The 16,954-nt window shown below is 38.3% G+C and carries 12 protein-coding genes; 8 read left to right on the forward strand and 4 right to left on the reverse strand.

All coding sequences use genetic code 11. The annotated features are described in order from the left end of the window. Positions 1-389, reverse strand: a 389-nt coding sequence (locus tag GQR44_RS13215) for a helix-turn-helix domain-containing protein (protein ID WP_166371881.1), incomplete at its 3' end; no start/stop codon positions are given. Between the two features lie 101 nt (positions 390-490). Beyond that, a complete protein-coding gene (locus tag GQR44_RS13220; RefSeq protein ID WP_166372232.1) occupies positions 491-1,423 on the reverse strand; it encodes an endonuclease/exonuclease/phosphatase family protein in 933 nt (310 codons plus the stop codon). 110 nt (positions 1,424-1,533) lie between these two features. Here GQR44_RS13220 and ndk point away from each other — a divergent pair, with 110 nt between their 5' ends. From ndk to GQR44_RS13240, 4 genes are all read left to right on the forward strand, one after another. Then, complete coding sequence (ndk, locus tag GQR44_RS13225) at positions 1,534-1,968, forward strand: nucleoside-diphosphate kinase (protein WP_166372233.1); 435 nt, start codon at positions 1,534-1,536, stop codon at positions 1,966-1,968. Positions 1,969-2,352: 384 nt separating this feature from the next. Continuing rightward, complete coding sequence (locus GQR44_RS13230) at positions 2,353-3,225, forward strand: A24 family peptidase (protein ID WP_166372234.1); 873 nt, start codon at positions 2,353-2,355, stop codon at positions 3,223-3,225. 191 nt (positions 3,226-3,416) lie between these two features. Beyond that, entirely contained in the window at positions 3,417-3,962 is a 546-nt protein-coding gene (gene tadA, locus GQR44_RS13235) for a tRNA adenosine(34) deaminase TadA (protein WP_346774359.1), read from the forward strand. Beyond that, the gene (locus tag GQR44_RS13240; RefSeq protein ID WP_166372235.1) at positions 3,955-4,125 is read left to right on the forward strand and encodes a hypothetical protein; all 171 of its coding nucleotides are present in this window, start codon (positions 3,955-3,957) and stop codon (positions 4,123-4,125) included. The genes tadA and GQR44_RS13240 overlap by 8 nt, the downstream gene beginning before the upstream one ends. A 133-nt stretch (positions 4,126-4,258) precedes the next feature. On the opposite strand, the gene GQR44_RS13245 is transcribed toward GQR44_RS13240, so the two are convergent. After that, positions 4,259-4,672 (reverse strand): CBS domain-containing protein, encoded by a 414-nt coding sequence (locus tag GQR44_RS13245; protein ID WP_166372236.1) that lies wholly within the window; start codon positions 4,670-4,672, stop codon positions 4,259-4,261. A gap of 462 nt (positions 4,673-5,134) precedes the next feature. Next, positions 5,135-7,039, reverse strand: coding sequence for a membrane-bound lytic murein transglycosylase MltF (gene mltF / locus GQR44_RS13250; RefSeq protein ID WP_346774356.1), 1,905 nt, complete (start codon positions 7,037-7,039; stop codon positions 5,135-5,137). Positions 7,040-7,196: 157 nt separating this feature from the next. On the opposite strand from mltF, the gene purL reads away from it, so the two are divergent. The 4 genes from purL to GQR44_RS13270 all read left to right on the forward strand — a co-directional run bounded on the left by purL (position 7,197) and on the right by GQR44_RS13270 (position 16,946). Next, entirely contained in the window at positions 7,197-11,093 is a 3,897-nt protein-coding gene (purL, locus tag GQR44_RS13255) for a phosphoribosylformylglycinamidine synthase (protein WP_166372237.1), read from the forward strand. 132 nt (positions 11,094-11,225) lie between these two features. Beyond that, entirely contained in the window at positions 11,226-13,970 is a 2,745-nt protein-coding gene (locus tag GQR44_RS13260; protein WP_166372238.1) for an EAL domain-containing protein, read from the forward strand. A 442-nt stretch (positions 13,971-14,412) separates the two neighbouring features. Then, on the forward strand, positions 14,413-15,891 hold the full coding sequence (gene cls / locus GQR44_RS13265) for a cardiolipin synthase (protein WP_166372239.1): 1,479 nt from the start codon (positions 14,413-14,415) through the stop codon (positions 15,889-15,891). A 614-nt stretch (positions 15,892-16,505) separates the two neighbouring features. After that, the gene (locus GQR44_RS13270; protein WP_166372240.1) at positions 16,506-16,946 is read left to right on the forward strand and encodes a hypothetical protein; all 441 of its coding nucleotides are present in this window, start codon (positions 16,506-16,508) and stop codon (positions 16,944-16,946) included. Positions 16,947-16,954 lie beyond the last annotated feature (8 nt).

Below are 16,954 nucleotides of genomic sequence, written 5' to 3' on the forward strand. Positions count from 1 at the left end.
AGGTATTGAAATAACTGACCTCCACGTTTCTTATCAGACCAAATATAAAGATAAATCGTTTCATGGCTAATCCGCACTTTGTGTTCTTCTCGCAACCATCCTGATATTTGCTCGGGACTCCATTCGAGTCGAATCTTTGAGTTAATTAATGCAATGAGGCTACTCGTCATTTTAATTGCTTTACGAGAATGTAATCGACGATGATGTGCAAACGATTGGGCTTGTTTAATGCGATATCCTCGCTTACCTGTATTACGAGAAAGCTCTCTACTGATAGTTGATTGACTAACTTTTAACTGTTGCGCAATTTTATTTTGACTCAGACCTATTTTCTTTAAAGCATAAATCTGGCATCTTAGCCCATAGGTCAGTTGTTTATATGTTTTCATTGTTGCATCTCTTGCCGGAGAAAAAGCGATAAGCATATATTCAGCTGACCGCTTTTTCTACTAATTCAAGTTATGCACTTATAATCTGAATCCAAGTATTATTAATTTTTCGTTAATAAACTAAAGGTGACTAATTGTGGCGTATGGTCAGAGGCAATCGTTGCAATACTTTTAGCATTAATCATTTCTAAATCTCTAAAAAATATATGATCTAAGGGTAGGCCAAGAATAGTCAGACGCTGATCTTTAGAGAACTGTGTTTCATTAAAGCCTGCTTTTACAAGTGTACCGATGATCTCTTTCGTCCTTGCCTCACTCCAAGTATTAAAGTCCCCACTAATAATAATTGGACCCTGATGTTGTTCAATAAGTTGGATATAAGGTGCAACTTGCTCTTTAAGTGGTTCAGCCGTAAAAGTGAAGTTCACACCGTGTAAATTCACCAATAATAATGATTGTGTTGTGTCTTTAAATGCATAGGTAGTTGCTATACCTGTTTTAGGAACTAGGGTCCAAGGTTCAGAATAACGCGTTCCGCAGGCTTGTTGTGCTTGAACGCGACTAAATGTATTAACGCCATAATTTTGTTTTTGGTAATTAAAGGCAATGTTTTGATAATAGGACAGTTTTTGTTGTTGGCTAAAATGGATCAAGTCTTGGTCATATTTAGCTTCCTGCAAAGTGATTAGATCCGCTTGATTTGCCCATTCATTTAACTTATTAGACCATTGTTGATGCTGCTGTTTATAAATATTCCAGTTTAATAAAGAAAACGTACTATTGAGCGCATCGGTGGGCGCTGTACTTTTTACATTAATGAGCGCAGGACAAGTTGTAGAGTACTGGCGATATTGCTGATCAATTAATGTCATTTTCCCTGGACTACTTGGTAAAAAACTCCAGCCAAAGACAGCCGTCAGTAATAGTAAAATACCAAAGATAATTTTCTTGGTTAAGATTCGTTTGCGAAGATGAATTTTAATGTTGAATTTCCTTGAATGGTAACGACTATAAGTTGCTTGATAAATAAACATCTGCCTAAATGAAATGTGATATTAATTCCCCTATAGTTATGTTGTCATTGATAGCTACTATCTATACGGGTTATATTGCACTTCCTATTAACTCGATTTAAGAAGCTATTATGCCATTAGAAAGAACACTTTCCATTATTAAACCAGATGCTGTCGGTAAACACCTAATTGGCGCTATCTTACAGCGTTTTGAGAATGCTCATTTTACGATTGTTGCTGCAAAAATGATGCAATTAACTCGTGAACAAGCAGAAGGTTTTTACGCAGAACATAAAGGCAGAGAATTTTACGAACCACTGGTTGAGTTTATGACTTCAGGTCCAATTATGGTTCAGGTTTTACAAGGCGAGAACGTGATCCCTACTTACCGTGAATTAATTGGTAAAACAGACCCTACTCAAGCAGCTGCAGGTACTATTCGTGCAGATTATGCTGATTCGACTCGTTATAACGCTGTGCACGGTTCAGATAGTCCTGAATCTGCTTCTCGTGAGATTGCTTACTTCTTCACTGATGATGAAATTTGCTTGCCTACAGCTAATTAATTTATTCTATTTACAAATGCGCTTTCTTAAAACTACTTGTTCTCATAGGTTCAAGTAGTTTTTTATCCTCACGCTACTTCAAATGCTTTGTTAAAAACTAGCTTGCTTGTCACAACCATCTGTCATATCAAATAGTGAGGTGCCATATCAAGTAGTGATGCTTCCTTGGTGATTATAGCAATGCTGAATTGATCCCATAGTTTACGCTTTCTGGTTAAGAGGCATGAAACTTACCTTGAAATGTATCCATTGCATAAATTTTCCTTGCTGACTTTGTATCTCAAAGTATCATTAGGATATTATGCCAATCGTAATCATATAGAGCACATACTCAATACAAACGGTATTATCCACAATTAATTAATAGATAAAGTTAAGGCAATTATGAATGAAGTGATCATGCTAATGGAGCAAGTTCCAAGTTATTATTTTGGAACTGTTTTAATCTTAGGACTATTGATTGGTTCATTTTTGAATGTTGTTATTTATCGCTTACCGGTGATGATGGAGCGCAGTTGGAAAGCCGAATGCAAAGATGCTTTCCCTGAAGCCAATATTGACCTAGACGAAACACCTTTTAATCTCGTATTGCCACGTTCGCGTTGCCCTCAATGTAGCCACCTTATTGGCTCTCTTGAAAATATTCCGCTGATTAGTTGGTTAGTTCAAAAAGGCCGTTGTAAGCATTGCGATTGCAAGATATCAGCGCGTTACCCAAGCATAGAGTTGCTGACAGGGGTAATGTCCGTTGCGGTTGCTTATTTTGTTCCCTTTGGTTGGCCCGCTTTATTTGCCTTGATTTTTACTTGGGTATTGATCTGCCTTACTTTTATCGATTTCGATACCATGCTGTTACCTGACCAACTCACGTTGCCATTAATTTGGCTAGGATTATTGGTGAATATGTCCGGTATTTTTACTGGGCTAGAAGATGCTTTGCTCGGTGCTGTATTTGGTTATTTGAGCCTGTGGTCTATTTACTGGGGGTTTAAATTACTCACCGGTAAAGAAGGGATGGGTTACGGTGATTTTAAATTACTGGCTGCACTAGGAGCTTGGTTTGGTTGGCAGGCATTACCGCTGATTATTCTATTATCTTCATTTGCAGGTGCAATCATCGGTATTGCTGTGATTGCCGCCTCTAAAGATAAACAAAGTCGACCATTACCTTTTGGACCTTATTTGGCAATCGCTGGCTGGGTTTATCTCATATATGGTGTTGAACTAACAACATTATATTATTCTCTTATTTTATAGCTTAATAGCATCAAGATATGTGTAAAAAATCAAATCAAGATACACTTCAACAGTTTGACTGTAGTGATTTTATGGCAGACTGTAGTGGTTCTATAGAAGGCTATAGCTCCTCCTCGCCTAGCGGTGATGTACCTATGGCTGAGAATAATATTCCTATGACACCTTGCTCCGTATCGCGAGAACAATCACCTATTGTAAATAGCCCAAAAGCCCAGTTTAATAGTCAAAACACTACAGACTATAACGACCAAGATTGGATGCTGTATGCACTCGCATTGGCAGATAAAGCAGAAGCCGTCGGTGAGATACCCGTTGGTGCTGTATTAGTGAAAAATAATGAAGTGATTGCAGAAGGTTGGAATCTTTCTATTGTTGAGCATAATGCCTGTGCGCACGCAGAAATTATCGCGATCACTAATGCAGGTAAAGTATTAAAAAATTATCGTCTTATTGATTGTACGCTATATGTGACACTAGAGCCTTGTCCTATGTGTGCGGGGGCTTTGGTACACGCTCGTATCAAAAGGTTAGTGTATGGCGCGGGTGATTATAAAACGGGGGCTGCGGGCAGTGTTTTTGATTTAGTACGTAATGAACATTTAAATCATCAGATTGAAGTGACATCGGGTATTTATGCTGAACAGTGTGCGAATAAAATAAGTGATTTTTTCAGGCGTCGCCGCAAAGAGAAAAAGGCGCTTAAACAGGCAAACAAAGGAGAGAAAGGCAATGTCTAGTAAAGTGATTAATTTTGAAATTGAAAAAGAGACTAAAAATAGCGTACGTTACAAAGAAGTACCAGAAGAAGGGCAAGCGCCTATTGTTGGTAGTTTATATGTGCAAAAGTGGTTTGCTGGAAATAGCAAAAATATACAAGTTACTATAGAAAAGAAGGACTAATTACTTAATCCCTCTTACACCACGATGTTTGAAAGCTTGGATATTACGATGTTGAAACACTTGGATTCCAACATCGCTCTTTTTATAAGGCCTGAATTCAAGTCATTAAGTAAGCAAGTATAAGTAATTAGATTTATTGAGCCTGTGAGCAAAGCGCTAAGTTGTGTTGTAGGTGAACTAACAAATCAACCCGTTTCATTATTCCGATCAATTTCCCTTCATTAAGTACAGGGAAAATATTCTCTGTGTATTTTTGCGTTTTAATCGCGACTTCTGAAAGGTCCTCATCGGCCTTTAAAAAAGTAAACTCTTTAGCCATTATATCGTTTACTCGAACTGGTTTATCACAATGGTAAGCGCTGATCATTAATGCTTTTTGGCAGTCAATGAGCGACACCATACCAATGAGTTGCTGACTACTATTTATCACGGGTAATTGTGCCTGTTGACTACTTATCAATACTTTAATAATCTCTGCCAACGGTGTTTGACACTGCACGCTAAGAGGTTGTTTTTGCATAATTTGTTGTACCGTTTGCTTGCTCATTTTATTACCTTAATCAGTTAGCTTATTTAGTTTCTGTTTGATGTAAGGATAATACTGCAATAATTTCGATAGTTAAAATCGATTGTTTTTATTGGTTTGATAGTTTTAAGCTATTTTATGCCGTAATGGTAATAGTGTCGGTATAGTAGTAATAATGGCAGATCGTGGCTGTTTAGGATATTAAATTAACATAGATGTACATAATTTAGATGTAACGTATTAAATTGAAAACATAGTATTAAACGAAGGTTTATGTTTAGAAACAGTTACCTTCATACCTTGCTAATTTTTGCATCTTGAATGATAGCAGCGATAAGTGAGTAGCCCCAATTAAGACCAAATTAAAGGCCTTGATTAAAAGGTCGCAGCTTAAATGTGTGATTAAAAACAGACTTAAAAAACAAACTTAGAAAACATAATTAAAGCAGTGAGCAAAGCCGGCTCACTGCGGGGAGCTTATGTTTATTTTTTGTCTGTTGAAGTTGCATCCGTTTGTGTTTTTATTGCCGCGCTGGATGCTGCTTCAAGTGCTTTTTTAGCAGCCTTTTCCGCAGCTTCCTTTTTCAATGCTTTTTCTTTCTCTGCTTTAATCGCCGCCAAACGATCTATTTTCGCTTGCTGCTTAGCGACTTCAATCGCTGCTAAACGATCTAACTCGGCTTGTTCTTTAGCGGCAGCGATCGCCGCCAAGCGTTTAATTTCATCTTGTTTTTCTGCTTCGATGTTAGCTAAACGTGTGACTTCGGCCTGTTTCTCTGCTTCGATGGCCGCTAAACGATCTATCTCCGCTTGTTTTGCTGCTTCAATAGCCGCTAATCGATCTATTTCCGCTTGCTTTTCTGCCGCTTCGATTGCCGCTAACCGATCTATTTCAGCTTGTTTCTCTGCGGCTTCAATTGCTGCTAGTCGTTCTATTTCAGCTTGCTTTTCTGCTTCTATTCTTTGTGCTTTTTCTTGTTCTTGTACATGCCAAGTCAAGGTTTTCAAATATTGGCGAATATTATCTACGTAATGTTGTGCTTCGCGCCCACGTGCATAACCATAGCGAGTTTTTGTGTACCATTTCCGTTGATGCAATAGAGGTAAGTTATCTTTTACATCGGCCCATGAATTGGGGTTTTGTTTACGCATTTTAGTAATTCGGCGTACATCTAATAAATGACCTAAACCTATATTATAGGAAGCTAATGCAAACCAAATTTTCTCATCTTCTGGGATGCTTTCAGGTAATCTTTTTATCAGTTGAGTCAGATATTTAGCTCCGCCCTCAATACTTTGTTCTGCATTGAGTCGGTTTTTGACACCGATAAACTTGGCTGTATCTAGGGTCAACATCATCATGCCTCGCACACCCGTAGGAGATCGAGCCTTAGGGTTCCAATGTGACTCTTGATAACTTACGGAGGCAAGTAATAACCAATCTACATCTGGTGTCGCGTATTTTTTAAATAAGGTTTCGTATTTTGGCAATTTGCTTGTAATGCGTTTTAAAAAGGTACGCGTATCCACATAATCGAAGTGTCCAACATGACCAAAGTACTTTTCTTCTATTTTTGCAATGGTGCCTAATTTGTATTGATTGCCCATAAATTCAATCATTGCTGAATACAAAGTATCGTCAGGAGCTTTTCGAATTAACCAAGCTACAGGCTGCTTTTCATTGATAGTAAATGCTTCTGCTAGTGCGGGGTAGTAGCGTTGTTTTTGTGCCAAAGTGGTACTGTCTACGATCGCAAATTTGATCTCTTTTTCTGCTATTTTTCGTAATAAGGACTCTTGATCTTCGTTCTCTAATACATTGATCACTAGGTCTGGGTATTCTTGTTGTGATTTACTAATGTTTTCTTCGTGGCTACTGCCTTTTAACACACTCACGGGGCCATTAATGTCTGCCATTTCTCGCGGGCGATAGGTACCTTTGTGGTAAACAAGTTTTTGAGTGAGGTAATAGTATGGCGGGGAACTACGGTATTTTTCTGCTCGATTAGGCGTTAGCGTTAATCCCGCCCCGGCAAAATCAATGTCGTTATTATCTAGTGCAGAAAATAAATCGTCTAAGTTTTCGAACTCTTTGACTACTAATTTTACTTTTAAATAATTAGCAAACTTCTTTCCAAGTTCATAATCTAGACCGCTGTAATTCTCACCATCATAGTTATAAGTTAATGAACTGTTGGTGGTGCCCATTATTAATGTGCGGCGTTTTTGCATTTCTTGTAGGTCTGTAGTGTGTACAAACGGGTTACAGGCGCTGATAAAAGACACCAAAATAATGGATAAAAAAATCTTTAAGCGAGAAGAAATAAGAGTAAAAGAGACAGGTTTATTCATAGACAGTTGTATCAATCCAGTTAGTCGAGTGGTCACATTATCCAATAAAGGATTTAAATATCCATTTATTTACCAATTAACGGGTTTATTTATCACAGACTATAGAGTGTTTCTATTTAATAAAAAATGCTTTTCTTTTATAATATAGAGCTAAACCCAAGTTCATTTATTTATCCAACGAGAGTAATAACCTATGGAAATTTTGCGAGGGGCACCTGCCTTATCGACATTTCGTGTTAATCAGTTGTTGAAAAACTGTGAAGCGTTAGATTTACCTGTGACAGGCCTATATGCTGAATTTATGCATGCCGCAGATTTATCTGATTCTTTAAATGACCAAGAGTTAGCTGTATTAAAAAAGCTATTAACTTACGGACCGAAAATAGCAGAGCATGATCCTGTAGGGATACTACTCTTTGTGACACCACGCCCTGGCACCATTTCGCCTTGGTCCTCAAAAGCAACGGACATTGCTAAAAACTGTGGTTTAACCAAAGTGAAGCGCCTAGAGCGAGGTATCGCTTATTATGTTGAAACCAGTGCTGAACTGAATCCAGAACAAATCAAAGCATTAACAGAATTGTTACATGATCGAATGATGGAAGTAGTTTTAACGTCATTGGATGATGCGGCGACATTATTTGTTCACGGTAAAGCGGGTGAAATGACAAGCATTGATGTGATAGGCCAAGGCCGAAGCGCATTAGAAGCTGCCAATGTGAGTTTAGGTTTAGCACTAGCAGATGATGAAATAGATTACTTAGTTGAAAACTTTATTAAGTTAGGTCGTAACCCTAACGATATCGAATTAATGATGTTTGCACAGGCAAACTCAGAGCATTGTCGTCATAAGATATTCAATGCGGATTGGACAATTGATGGCCAAAAACAGCCTAAATCATTGTTTAAAATGATTCGAAATACACATGAACTACATCCTGAATATGTATTATCAGCATACAAAGATAACGCGGCAGTGATGGAAGGTTATCAAGCAGGGCGTTTCTTCCCAAGCGTTGATGACAGAGAATTTGGTTACCACCATGAAGATATTGATATCTTGATGAAAGTAGAAACCCATAACCACCCAACGGCTATTTCGCCTTTCCCTGGTGCTGCAACGGGCTCTGGTGGTGAAATTCGTGATGAAGGCGCAACCGGTATTGGTTCTAAGCCTAAAGCTGGTTTAGTCGGTTTCTCTGTTTCTAATTTACGTATTCCAAGCTTTGAACAACCATGGGAAACGGACTTTGGTAAACCAAGCCGCATCGTTTCTGCGTTAGATATTATGCTAGAAGCGCCATTAGGTGGCGCAGCCTTTAATAATGAATTTGGTCGCCCTAATATTCTTGGTTACTTCCGTACTTATGAAGAACAAGTAGAAAGTCATAACGGCAATGAAATCCGTGGTTACCACAAACCAATCATGTTGGCTGGTGGGTTAGGTAATATTCGCCGTGAACATGTTCAGAAAAAAGAAATTCCAGTAGGCGCTAAGTTAATCGTATTAGGCGGCCCTGCAATGAACATCGGTCTAGGCGGTGGTGCTGCATCATCAATGGACTCTGGTGCTTCATCTGAAGATCTAGACTTTGCTTCTGTACAGCGTGAAAACCCAGAAATGGAACGTCGTTGTCAAGAAGTGATCGACCGTTGTTGGCAGATGGGTGAAGATAACCCAATCCAATTTATTCACGATGTAGGGGCGGGTGGTTTATCAAATGCAATGCCTGAGCTTGTGAATGATGGCGGTCGTGGTGGTATTTTCGATTTGCGTGCTATTCCAAATGATGAGAAAAGCATGGCACCGCATGAAATCTGGTGTAATGAATCTCAAGAACGTTATGTAATGGCCGTTAAGCCTGAAAACTTAGCTACTTTTGAAGCTATCTGTAAGCGTGAACGTGCACTATATGCAGTGATCGGTGAAGCAACAGAAGAGATGCATTTAACACTTAACGATCCTGAATTTGATAACAAACCGATCGATATGCCGTTAGAAGTATTATTAGGTAAAGCACCTAAAATGCATCGCGATGTTAAAACGCAAACAGCAACAGGTAAGAAGTTAGATCTTTCTGGTGCAACCGTTAGGGGGGCTGCTGAGCGTTTATTACGTTTACCGTCTATTGCTGAAAAAACCTTCCTTATTACGATTGGTGACAGAACAGTAACCGGTCTTGTTGCGCGTGACCAAATGGTTGGCCCTTGGCAAGTGCCTGTTGCCGATTGTGCGGTAACAGCTGCAAGTTACGATACGTACTTCGGTGAGTCGATGGCATTGGGTGAACGTACGCCTGTTGCATTGCTTAACTTTGGTGCTTCTGCTCGTTTGGCTGTGGCTGAATCAATTACTAATATCGCATGTTCTGATATTGGTGATTTCAAACGTATTAAACTATCTGCTAACTGGATGTCTGCAACGGGTCACCCTGGCGAAGATGCTGGTTTGTATGAAGCAGTTAAAGCCGTAGGTGAGGAGTTATGTCCTGAATTAGAACTGACTATCCCTGTTGGTAAAGATTCAATGTCAATGAAAACACGTTGGCAGCAAGAAGATGGCAGTGATAAAGAAGTTATTTCTCCGCTATCTTTAATTATTACCGCATTTGGCGCAGTGCGTGATATCCGTAATACGGTGACACCGCAGTTGCGTACAGACCAAGGTGAAACTGATTTAATTCTGATTGACTTAGGTAATGGTAAAAACCGTTTAGGTGGTTCATCACTTGCGCAAGTTTATAAGCAATTAGGTGAAACGACACCAGATTTAGATAGCCCTGAACTATTAAGAGGCTTCTTTAATGCCGTGCAAACTTTAGTTGCTGATCAAAAATTACTGGCTTATCACGATAGAAGTGATGGCGGTTTATTTTCTACTATTACTGAAATGGCCTTTGCTGGACATTGCGGTGTGACTGTTAAACTTGACCAAGTGGGAAGTGATGACTTTGCTGCCCTTTACTCTGAAGAGTTAGGCGCGGTTATCCAAGTTAAACGTGAAGACAAAGAAGCAGTATTAAATACACTTGCTGGACACGGTTTATCGTCAAGTTCATTAGTGATTGGTTCATTAAATGAAACTGACCAAATCGAATTTATTCGTGATGGTGAAGAAGTCTTAACTGCAAAACGTAGTGAGTTCCGTGGTATTTGGGCTGAAACAACGCTTAAAATGCAATCGTTACGTGATAATTCTGAATGTGCACAGCAAGAGTTTGATCTTAAATTAGATGATAAAGATCCAGGCCTATCAACTAAGTTAACTTTTGATCTTAATGAAGATGTTGCTGCGCCTTATATTGCTAAAGGTGTTCAACCGCGCATGGCTATTCTGCGTGAACAAGGTGTAAACTCTCAACAAGAGATGGCCGCAGCCTTTAATCGCGCTGGTTTCTCTGCAATTGATGTTCACATGAGTGATGTCTTATCAGGTGATGTTCAATTGAAAGACTTTGCTGGTTTAGTCGCTTGTGGTGGTTTCTCTTACGGTGACGTATTAGGCGCTGGTGAAGGTTGGGCTAAGTCAATCTTGTTTAATGAACAAGCGCGTAACCAATTCCAAACTTTCTTTGAGCGTGAGAATTCATTTGCATTAGGTGTGTGTAATGGCTGTCAAATGCTATCAAACCTGAATGAATTAATTCCAGGTTCAGACTTATGGCCACGTTTTGTTCGCAATAACTCTGAACGTTTTGAAGCGCGTTTTAGTTTAGTTGAAGTGCAAAAGTCTAATTCATTGTTCTTAAATGACATGGCTGGCTCACATATGCCTATTGCTGTTTCACATGGCGAAGGTCGTGTAGAAGTTGCTGATAGTGCTCACCTTGCAGCGATTGAAGCAAGCGGTTCTGTGGCGTTGCGTTTTATCGATAACTACGGCAACAATACTGAAGCTTACCCTGCTAATCCAAATGGTTCGCCAAATGGTATTACAGGTTTAACCTCAAAAGATGGCCGAGTAACTATCATGATGCCGCATCCTGAGCGTGTATTTAGAACAGTTGCTAATTCATGGCATCCTGATGAATGGAAAGAGGATAGCCCTTGGATGCGTATGTTTAGAAATGTGCGTAAGCAATTAGGTTAATAAACGTAGTAAAGTAAATAAATATAGTTAAATAAAAGGGGATCTGATATCCCCTTTTTTATATTTTCATTTACATTTAGTCTGCGGCTAATTTTAAATGAAAATATAAATATGAGAGTAAAGGAGTGAGTCTTGTCTATTACGGTAAATAAGGTGTTATATATAGGGGCTAATATAAAGTTAGCTAAAACCTTACTTTCATTAAATTCTTCTTTAGTGCAATTTGATCTTATTCATTTGTTGTCGACTGATAACTTGGAACAGGTCATTGCAGCAGATCACTACCAATATTTAATTTCTGAGCTACCTATAAACGCTGCAGTGAAAGCCCGTATTGCTGAAAAATTTACTCACTTAGATTGTACTTACCTTGATAACAGTTACCTTGGTAATACTTGTCCCGCTAACACTAGCCTTGAAAGTGAAGTGTCTAGTGAAGTAAATATGGAAGAAGATTCCAGTAAGGCTCTATTAGTCTCAGCAGAGGTGGAAGCCGCATTAGACTGTATTAGTATCCCAATCTATTACAAAAATATGCAGGGTAAGATTATTGCCTGCAATACCTACTTCTCTCAAGTGTTTGGTTTGTTGCCTGAAAACTTGATCAATCAAACCTTAGAAAGCGTTTTACCGAACGGTCTCGCGAAAAAGGTTCGCCCATCTAAATTAAGTATGTTTAACGATCATCAAGTCGATTTACTTGAATGTGAAATCCGCGATGTAACTGGTATTAAACGTGAATTTTTAATTCGCGAAGAAGTCGCTGATGGTAGTGAGCTGCAAATAGGTATGCTATTTGATGTGTCTGACATGAATGCTGCTAAATACGAAATCGAAAAAGAACGTGTGATGTTGCGCGCTACAGCCGATCTATCTTCAGATCTTATTTTCTTTAAAGATTTAGAGAGCCGCTTTATTGGTTGTAATAAGCAATTTGAAATATTTGTGGGTTGTTCTGAAGCTGATATTGTGGGCAAAAAAGATGACCAATTATTTGAATTAAATCAAGCAAGAATGTGCCAAGCCCAAGATGCACAAGTAATTGCTAATGATGAAACATACAATAATAACGAATATTTGACCTATAACAATGGTGAGCAACATTACATCTACATGCAGAAAGTACCGCTTAAAGATAAACATGGCAAGGTACAAGGTTTAGTTGCTATTGGTCGAGATATCACTGAAAAAAGTTTGATAAAAAAACAGCTTGAACTCGCTATGTTAGTCTTTGAAAACAGTCGCGACTGTATATTAGTGACCGATGGAACAGGTGTTGTTGACAGTGTGAATGATGCCTGCGTAAAAATATCTGGCTATTCCAAACATGAGTTATTGGATAAAAAAATCAGTAGTTTTGCCTACGGTAGAGATTACCGTCGTTTGTTTGTTGATATTGAACGTGGATTGAAAAAAGAAGGTAAATGGCAAGGTAATGCTGTTTTTCATACCAAAAATGGTGACTTAAGTTATTTTTGGTTAGAAGTGTATCAAATTAAGCAACAAGGGATAAAAGCAGAAAATCGTGTTTATTCTTTTACTGACCTTACAAAAACTAAACATAACGAAGAAAAAATAAAGTATTTATCTCGACATGACTCTTTGACCGGATTACATAATCGAATTGCTTTGTTTAACCACTTAGAGGCAGCGATTGCTCGTTCTGCTCATAAATCAACTTCTATTGCCGTTTTGTTTGTTGAAATTAAAGACTTTAGACTGATTAATGAACGTTATGGTCATAACAAAGGTGATTGGGTGCTTAAAACCGTGGCTAAACGTTTACAGCAGTGTGTCTCTAACCGAGATATCATTGCTCGTATTAGTGATGATCAGTTTGTATTAGTTATTGAAGAGTTAGACAACGAGCAAGTTGCGGCATTAATTGCACAAAAAATTAATCAACAACTGTCAGAAAATCTTATTATCGATGATATGCCGGTTAATTTATCCTCATCTATTGGGATCAGTATTTCTCCCGATGATGGTATGGATCTAAACTCGATCCTTTCTAACGCAGAAAGTGCCATGTTACGTTGTAAAAAAGACCAAAGTAGCACTTATCACTTCTATACGAATGAGTTAACCGTGCATTCTGCACATCAGCTTGAATTAGAAAATGAGTTAAAAAAAGGCTTTGAAGAAGACCAATTCGAAATTTGTTATTTACCTCAGTATGACCTTAATAAACGCCAAATAGTGGCTGTGGAATCTCTTTTACGCTGGAATCACCCAAAGCAAGGGGTGTTATCTCAAAGCTGTTTTACAATATTAGCAGAGCAATCTGGTCTATTGATTGAACTCGGCTTGAGAACTTTTACTAAATCAGCGAAGCAAGCTGCAAAGTGGCATCAGTCAGGTATTAATTTTGGTCGCATTGCGATTAATATATCAAAACTAGAACTGTCACAGGTAACTTTAATTGGCTCAATTCAACAGGTGTTATTAGATACGGGCTGTGAGGCAAGATGGTTTGAATTTGAAATTGATGAAAGTTTATTTAGTAGTACCTTACCGACGCTACAAGAAAATTTACTGAATTTAAGTCGTTTAGGTATTTCATTAACCGTAGATGGTTTTGGTGCAGAGCGGTCTGTTTTATATTCGATCGATAAATTAAATATTGAAAAATTTAAAATTTCTAAACACTTCATTCAAGGTGTGCCTGGTTATTTAGCAGGTGAAGCAATGTTAAAATCCCTGTTTGTTTTAGCTCACTCATTAGGTATTGACGTGGTTGGTGATTGTATCGATAGTCAGTCTCAAGATAATGCTGTTTGTGATAAAACACTTGGTAATGAGAAAAACCATCAGCCAAAGGAAGCGATGAGTGCGACTGAAGCCACTTTTTATTTGAGGTGTTATAAGCGCCATTAAAGACACTTGGATTCAGAACATAAGTACATAACGACTAAGCACTAGTTTTGCTCTCCATTATTGTCTTTACTCTGCTTCTTAATTTATAGACTCGATTGTTTACTTATAGAAAGTTACTTATAAGAAAATTATTTATAAGAAAGCTATTTAAAATAAATAATTGAGTCGATAAATATTTGTTATTATTAACTTTTTTGTCTCTTTCTCGCTTTATTCGTAGTATTACTAATGTTCTGAGCGTATTCATATCCTTCATCACTCAAGATGTAAAAAATCAGCTTGTCGCAAGGTGAAAATATTCTAGGTATAAAGATGAAGCGCTGACGAGTATATCACTGGGCATCAATTGCTTATTCGAATAAAGCTGTACTGTTTTTTATCTTTCTATATTGTTAACCAGTAAATACTACAGATAGGTTTTAATCATTTTAATGGGAAATTTATGGATCGTTTTATACCGCATATGACGTGGCTAGAGAGTGAAATATATATTGTACTTTCCGCAACACTCTATTTTGGCCTGCTAACTATTGTCTCATTTCGAGTGGTATTAACGCGTAATCAAATTGGTGTGTCATTAGCGTGGTTATTACTTATTTTTGCACTGCCTTTAGTGGGAATGGTGGGATATTTTATTTTCGGAGAGTTAACCCTAGGTGCAAAGCGCAGTAAGCAACGTAAGCTATTAGCAGGAGAGTTTTTAAACTGGATACAACAGCAAGCCACCACCCATAAGCAAAGTAAAGATAAGATCAGTGCCAATGCGCATTCAATGCAAGCCTTTGTCGAATCCTATACCAATATGCCGATGGTTAAAGGCAATAAACACACATTGCTCACCGATACGGATCAGATATTGTTGGAACTGATCAAAGAAATAAAAGCCTCACAAAAACATTGTTATTTAATGTTTTATATCTGCAACGAAGGCGGGCTTATTAATCAACTGTTGAATGAATTAAAAGCCGCCGCAGCTAGAGGAGTGAGATGCCAATTACTCTTAGATTCAGTAGGCAGTCATGATTTTTTTAACTCTGCAATACCTGCTCAATTACGTAAAGCCGGTGTAGAAGTGGTTGAAGGTCTGCCAGTGGGTGCGTTGCGCTTATTATTTCAAAGACAAGATCTAAGGTTACATCGAAAATTAGTGTGTATCGATGACCATATTGCCTATACCGGCAGTATGAATTTAGTTGACCCTGCTTTTTTTAATGTACATAAAGGCATTGGCGAGTGGGTCGATGTGATGGTGCGTTGTGAAGGCCCGATCGTACAACATATGCAGGGCTTATTTGTATGGGATTGGTGTTTAGAAACAGAGCATGTGCTTAACCTACCACCTGCGAATAATGATCTATTTTGCATTGAAGGAGATGAAAACTCTCAATTGATCCCCTCGGGACCTGAGTTTGGCAAAGTAGGCATTCATCAAGTATTACTGACGGCGATTTATGAAGCCAAATACAGTTTAGTGTTAACCACGCCTTATTTTGTGCCCGATGAAAGTTTATTAACCGCTTTGCAGGTAGCCGCAATGCGTGGTGTCGATGTGAAGATTATATTGCCGGCAAAAAATGATTCGCTGATGGTGAAATACGCCTCTCGTGCTTTTTTTGAAGACTTGCTAAGTGCAGGTGTGGAGATTCATCAGTTTTATGGTGGTTTATTGCATACTAAGAGTATTGTGATTGATGAAAAAATTGCTTTAATTGGTACGGTAAATTTAGATCGCCGTAGTTTCTGGTTGAATTTTGAGATGACGATGTTGATTGATAATGCGAAGTTTGCAGGTGAGTTGTTAACAGCACAGATGCATTATACGTTAGCGTCTAGGCAAGTGAGTTTGGTGAAATGGCGACAACGATCTTTTTTCAAACGTTTATTAGAAAGCATTATCTATTTATTTAGCCCGTTGTTGTAGCTTGAGTATAGACTTTAGTTTATTGCTTTAACACTCGTCTGCGCTCGTCCAGTCTGGTTAGTACTTATTTATAGTGCTTTCGCCCTGTCGGCGACACGTCTTTTTTACCGGAAAAGAAACCAGTGCCTAGAAAAGGCAAAGAAACTGACACCGGATCGTTTTCTGATCCAAATAATAAATGGCTTTTATAACGCATCGGCTCTTACGGCACATCCATGTGCCAAACGAGCCTAACCCAAACATCCTGTTTGGCTTTGCTAAAAGCCATTGATGATTTGGGAAAACTCAACGGTGGGGTTGTTCGTCCACATTGGGCAATGTTTTTATACTTTTTATTGAAGCTAGAGTTACTGCTTAGAGTGAGTTCGTCTGAGCTCTTCCAGTCAATTTGATGATTTTAGAAAGCCCAACGGTGGGGTTTTATTATCGCATTTGAGTACCTTAACCTGTCAGTTTTGGTATTTAATATTGCTCATTAATTAAGAGTGTTCGATGATAATGACAATACACGACCTCTTTTTCAGCTTGCTTATTTACTTGCTAAATTTCTGGTACTCTTATTAGCAAAGTAGAACTTGTGCAAGTTTACGTCGCAATGGATGAGAATAAATTTAATGAAAGATGTAAAAAGTGTATTCCGTAATCTCGAAAAAATGCTCCAGAAAGCGAGTTGGTTTGATGATGGCTGGGAAATTTATAATCGTGGCAATTACATGCAACTCTCCAAACATAATTGGTTTAACCAAAACCAAGGTGGTATTCACTTTGAAACCTTTATAGAAGGGCCGCAGATTAAGCAAAAGTCCTTTCCTATCTGCATGCATGTGGAAGAAGATTGTCCTTCTCAGGCTGAATTCATCCTTCAATTTATGGCTCTGGAAGAGAAACGTATAAAAAGTTGGAATGGGTATAAAAAGCTCGAAAGTAGCTATGGTATTTGCCAACGCACATTGCCCCTTAATTTTAAAAACCTAGAACAACGTTTATTTGAAGAGTTTAATCGTCTTCGTCTATTAGAAGAAAGCATCAATCAAGTGTTGCTTAAAATTGAATAAAGTGTTTT

The sequence above is a fragment of the Psychromonas sp. SA13A genome, from assembly GCF_011378715.1.
GTDB lineage: Bacteria > Pseudomonadota > Gammaproteobacteria > Enterobacterales > Psychromonadaceae > Psychromonas.

Coding starts and splice junctions, on each gene's coding strand:
- GQR44_RS13220 (WP_166372232.1), bottom strand. CDS start 1,423: ATGTTTATTTATCAAGCAACTTATAGTCGTTACCATTCAAGGAAATTC.
- ndk (WP_166372233.1), top strand. CDS start 1,534: ATGCCATTAGAAAGAACACTTTCCATTATTAAACCAGATGCTGTCGGT.
- GQR44_RS13230 (WP_166372234.1), top strand. CDS start 2,353: ATGAATGAAGTGATCATGCTAATGGAGCAAGTTCCAAGTTATTATTTT.
- GQR44_RS13240 (WP_166372235.1), top strand. CDS start 3,955: ATGTCTAGTAAAGTGATTAATTTTGAAATTGAAAAAGAGACTAAAAAT.
- GQR44_RS13245 (WP_166372236.1), bottom strand. CDS start 4,672: ATGAGCAAGCAAACGGTACAACAAATTATGCAAAAACAACCTCTTAGC.
- purL (WP_166372237.1), top strand. CDS start 7,197: ATGGAAATTTTGCGAGGGGCACCTGCCTTATCGACATTTCGTGTTAAT.
- cls (WP_166372239.1), top strand. CDS start 14,413: ATGGATCGTTTTATACCGCATATGACGTGGCTAGAGAGTGAAATATAT.
- GQR44_RS13270 (WP_166372240.1), top strand. CDS start 16,506: ATGAAAGATGTAAAAAGTGTATTCCGTAATCTCGAAAAAATGCTCCAG.